Raw genomic sequence first — 5,192 nt, 5'->3', positions numbered from 1 at the left:
ACAGTCATCTTATCCCGTAAGGTTAATAAAGTTAGTCGTGCACGGGGAAAAACCGTCCATACAGTTTACAGCAGGTACTGATATTTAAGAAGTTCTCTTCAAAAAAACAATTTGGCCAGGAGCCTCGGGCACCTGGTAGCTAAAAACAAATTGAGGAGGTAAGGATAGTGAAAGGAAAGTTTGCCTGGTTGGTCGTGAGTTGCGTGATGGTATTATCTCTGGTACTGGCATCCTGCGCTCCTTCAGAACCAACCACACCGACCGCACCAACAACCCCGACCACACCAACAACCCCAATACAACCAACTCCAATTACCCCGACGACGCCCACCACGCCCACCGGACCGGAGATGGTGCAGGACTCGATGGGCAGAATGGTGGAGAAACCCAAGTACGGGGGAACATTTAACATCATTCCCTGGAGGGAATCGCGAGGCTTTGACCCCTTCTTCCAGGAGCCGTCCGGAATGACCACCATCCAGATTACCCATGAGAACCTGATGGGTCTGGACTGGGCCCGGGGAGCCAGCGGGACAGGGGAGTGGGGAGGCATCATCAGCATCGCGCCGATGACCTTCAAGACCGGGCTCGTGGCTGAAAGCTACGAAATCACCGATGATGAGACCATCATCTACAAAATCCGCCAGGGTGTCCGCTTCGGCCTTGACCCCAACAACGAGGCCAGCCGCCTCGTCGGCGGACGGGAGCTGACCGCTGACGACGTGGTCTATTCAACGATGCGCCTCTTCGAGGACAAGCCCGGTTCGGCGCTACGTCAAAGACTATCCGAATTCGAATGGCCGGTCTCAGCCCGGGCGCTGGATAAATATACCGTCGAGTTCAAAGCAACTCCGGGATACGCCTCGGCATTGCTGTTCGTCACCGCCGACTGGATAACCTTGACCGCCAAGGAAGTGGTTGACAAGTACGGCGATTTGCTCGACTGGAGAAACTCAGTCGGCACCGGCCCTTACATGCTGACTGACTACATCCCGGCCAGCAGCGCCACCATGATCAAGAACCCCAACTACTGGCAGCCTGACCCCTTCCATCCGGACAATAAACTGCCCTACCCGGACGGGGTCAAGTACCTGATGGTATCAGACATGTCCACCATTCTCGCCGGCTTCCGCACCGGCAAGATTGACAGTATCTCCCGCAAGTTCATCTCCGAGGAAGACTGGCAGAGCTTAATCAAGACCAGGCCGGATATGCAGTCCCTGAGATCGTTTGATTACCGCCCGTATGTCCTCGGTTTGCGCGTGGACAAACCGGAGTTGCCCTGGTATAACAAGAGCGTTCGCCACGCGCTGTCAATGGCTATTGACCGGGAAGCGATCCTGCGGGACTACTACGGCGGGCAAGGGGAGATGATGGTCTTCCCGGTAGCGCCTTTTGGTGAGTTCATGCCGATGTGGACCCCCCTCGAGGAACAGTCCGCGGCGGTCCAGGAAATGTATAAATACCAGCCTGAGAAAGCCAAACAGATGCTGGCTGATGCCGGTTATCCCAATGGTTTCAACATGGAAGTAGTTGCTTCAAACAGGGCAGACGTTGACCTGCTGTCCGCCGTCAAGTTCTACCTGGAGAAGGTAGGCGTTAACATTACTATCAGGGTCGTCGAGGATGCCGTCTTTACTACCATGACGAAGAACAGGTCTATCGAGGAGGCAGGCTGGGAGATCCACAGCGCTCATTTAGCCTTTGTTTTTGAGGATTGGAACGTCCCCCTGGACACGCAGGGAGGCTGGCCGAACATGAACGACGCACTGGCCCTTGAAACCAGTGAAAAAGTCCTCAATGTCTATATGCTCAACGAGCAGGAAGCCTGGCCATTGATGAAAGAATTCTTCAAACACGCTGTTGAAGAGGCCTGGTACATAGGCATGCCATCACCTTATCAGTACCTCCCCTGGCAGCCGTGGGTGAAAGGCTACAGCGGTGAGCAGACCACTGGCTACGGTGAGTACCAGGGCCAGGCCAAGTACCTCTGGATAGACACAGACCTGAAGAAATCACTGGGGTACTAAAGACCTGAACCCTTACGGGTAATGTAATAAAGTAAACCGGTTAGAGGGGCAGAACGGTGGCAATCGTCTGCCCCTCTAACTTTCCCGCACACCACTACTCCAAGCAATTACTTCCCTCCCACCTTTTCAATCTCCGGTATGCGGCAATTTATTGACAAGCCAGAAGCGGAATTTGTAGAATTGAATTGGGAGTTCCGCAGATGAGCTAACGCGCAAAATCCGCTTTCGAATACAATGAGGAGGCATGGTCATGTGGTACGGATGGGCTGGTGGTCAGCTGGAAGTTGACCTTACGAAAGGAATAATCAGAAAAATAGACGGCGACCGTAAAATGTATGAAGCCTTCCTGGGCGGGCGCGGTCTGATTACCAAGATGTTCTGGGACAGGGTTCCGCCGGAAACGGAACCGTTTTCCGCGGATAACCTGCTAATCTTCGGGGCTGGTCCCCTCGTCGGCACCAGCGTACCCGGCGCAAACCGGACTACACTGGTCACCAGGTCTCCCCTGACAAACTTGTTCGCCTATTCAAATATGGGAGGCTTCTGGGGTCCCGAACTGAAGTTCGCCGGCTATGACACGGTAACCGTCTCCGGAAAATCAAGCTCCCCGGTTTATATCTATATCAATGACGACCAGGTGGAAATCCGCGATGCCAGTCACCTCTGGGGAAAAGACGTTTTCCAGACCCAGCTGATGATTCAGGCTGAGCTGAAGAGCGAAGAAGTCCAGACACTTTGCATCGGCCCTGCCGGTGAGAACAAGGTCCATTATGCCACCATCGAGCACGGACCCGGCTGCAGTCTGAGCCGGACGGGCGTCGGCGCTGTTATGGGTGACAAGAACCTGAAGGCCATCGCCGTCCGTGGCACCAAAGATGTCAACCTGGCCAGTCCAACCCGTTTCCTGGAACTGTGCAGCGAGATTCTGGCCCGGTCTGACAAGAATGTTGAGTACATAATGGAGGTGCAGCATAACAGGAGCCACAAAACACGCATGAACGGCACGCATTACCGCAATTTCGAGCTGTTCAAGCCGTGGGAAGACGCAGGGAAGTCCCACATGGACTTTCTGGACAAGCGGGAAGCCCGGAGAATAGGCTGCTACAATTGCGCCAAGAAATGTATTTGTTCGCCTCATTTCCCCGATGAACACCCTGTTTTCATAAAGTGCCGGTCACCATTCCGCTTTACAGCCGCGGCGGATGTTCAGGATTATGACTTCAATCTCCGCTGCGCTTCCTTAGCCCAGAGATACGGACTTGACGTCGGTTCAGCGCCGGCCGCTGCCGCTTTTGCCATTGACCTTTACCAGAAGGGCATCCTCACCAAAGAAGATACTGATGGCATGGTACTGGAATGGGGTAACCCGGAAGTCCTTCCCGCTCTGCTGGAGAAGATTGCGCGCCGGGAAGGAATCGGTGATGTCCTGGCTGATGGTACCTATGAGGCAGCCCGGAGGATTGGCCGGGGAGCCGAGGAATACGCTGTCCACATCCGTAAGCTCGAACCCCGGGGACAGACGATGCGTCCCGGCATGGCTTCCAGCTACCTGCTTAGCGACCGGCAGGATAACAGCAAGTGGGGCGGCACCGTGGGGATAGAAGGAGGCGGCGAGGGAGAAGGTGACAAATACGCTGAGGCAGTCAACTGGACATATCCACCGGACTGGAAAAAATACATGGACATGCCTGGCGAACACAACACGCTGGCCGACTGCGTGGGGCTATGCTATTTCTGGTCAGTAGCGAGGCCGGATATCTTAATTCGCGACTGGGATGTGGCGGAACTGTTACTACTGGCTACCGGTATGAATGCGGACGCGGACAGCATCGAGAAAGGCGTGCGCCGGGTAAGAGCTCTTACCCGGGCTTACAATGCCATCCTGGGAGAGCGGCAAAGGGCGGATGACCTGCCTGCCCGTTTCTTCCACGACCCGGCTGGTATATTACCGCCGGTGAATCGAGATGAGATCAGCAAGGCGATAGCAGAGACTAACAAAGCCATGGGATACACCGCGGAAGGTATTCCCACCAGAGAAGCCCTGGAAGAAATAGATCTGGATTATGTCGCCGAGGAGCTGGAGCGAAGAGGGGTTTTACCTCAGCCAGTTTCTGTCTGAGTAGTATAAACACAAAAGCATAAATATGAAAAGGGGGGTAACATTATGGCTTATGCCGAAACCGTCGATTCCAGGTTTTTTGCGGTGGAACTGGTCCTGAACTGGCTGGCCTTGAATCTGGAGTTCACCACTCCGGAAGAGCGGGCCCGTTTGGACAAGTGCGTCTGGCGCAAAGGGGAACTGATATTTCAGTTCATCGAAGATAAATTGAACATCCCGCCCGGCAGCGACCCCTACACGGTAGCCAAGATTGCAGCTGATTATATCACCAAGACCGGATACTGTAAGCTCGATATTCACAAGGTCTCCGATACTGAATTCTACCGGGACTGGTGGGAAGGCACCGTTATCCGCCCGATGCTGCTAAAGTACCGTCCCCAGGGTCTGAAAGTAACTCCCATGCCCGCCCCGGCAATTCTATACGCGGCCCTCAAGAAACGGTGCAATATGAAGGTGGAAACATCTCCGGTAACGGAGAATGTGCCAGAGGGCGTAGAGCGGCAGTTGTGGAAGCTTTCGCCCATAACCTAGACCGGGTATAACACGGCACAAAAATTTTACCCGGTCAATCCCGAAACAAGTATTAACATAGAGAAGGAGATAATACAATGGCTTTTGAGCAAGCTGAACAGGTTGATGCCGAATATTTTGCCATGGAGGTTTACCTGAGCTGGGCGGCTGTCTGTGAGGAGTTCTCCAGCCCTGAAGAGAAAGAGCGACTGCAAAAAGCCAAATGGCACAAGGGGGAACTGGTATTTGAGGAGATTAAGGAGGAGCTGAACCTGCCGCCGAACCCGGACGCACTTACCGTAGCCAGCGCTATTGCCGACTATTTCGGCAGGGTTGGCTACGCCAAATTCAAGTTTCTCAAGGTCTCCGATGACGAGATACTTTATGACCGGGCTGATATGGTCACCATGCCCGCGGTCAGAAAAGCGCGTTCTCTGGGATGGCCTATCATAGCTCCCGAGCCGTCACACGCTTTGTATGTCGGTGGACTTAAGTTAGCCGCCAAGGCGGAGCCGGAAATAATCCGTATCCCC

General features: G+C 54.1%; 4 protein-coding genes. All 4 read left to right on the top strand.

The window, feature by feature from the left end:
• The first annotated feature begins 167 nt into the window (after positions 1 to 167).
• Positions 168 to 2,030, top strand: coding sequence for an ABC transporter substrate-binding protein (locus Q8Q07_03475; GenBank protein ID MDP3879351.1), 1,863 nt, complete (start codon positions 168 to 170; stop codon positions 2,028 to 2,030).
• A gap of 250 nt (positions 2,031 to 2,280) precedes the next feature.
• Positions 2,281 to 4,149, top strand: coding sequence for an aldehyde ferredoxin oxidoreductase N-terminal domain-containing protein (locus Q8Q07_03470; GenBank protein MDP3879350.1), 1,869 nt, complete (start codon positions 2,281 to 2,283; stop codon positions 4,147 to 4,149).
• 45 nt (positions 4,150 to 4,194) lie between these two features.
• Positions 4,195 to 4,680 (top strand): hypothetical protein, encoded by a 486-nt coding sequence (locus Q8Q07_03465; protein MDP3879349.1) that lies wholly within the window; start codon positions 4,195 to 4,197, stop codon positions 4,678 to 4,680.
• 77 nt (positions 4,681 to 4,757) lie between these two features.
• Positions 4,758 to 5,192 (top strand): hypothetical protein (locus Q8Q07_03460; protein ID MDP3879348.1); only part of this gene is annotated, 435 nt, incomplete at its 3' end.

This window comes from Dehalococcoidales bacterium (assembly GCA_030698765.1).
In the GTDB taxonomy this organism is placed as follows: Bacteria; Chloroflexota; Dehalococcoidia; order Dehalococcoidales; family UBA2162; genus JAUYMF01.
The sequence above is the reverse complement of the archived record's forward strand: the minus strand, read 5'-3'. Positions and strand labels throughout refer to the sequence as shown.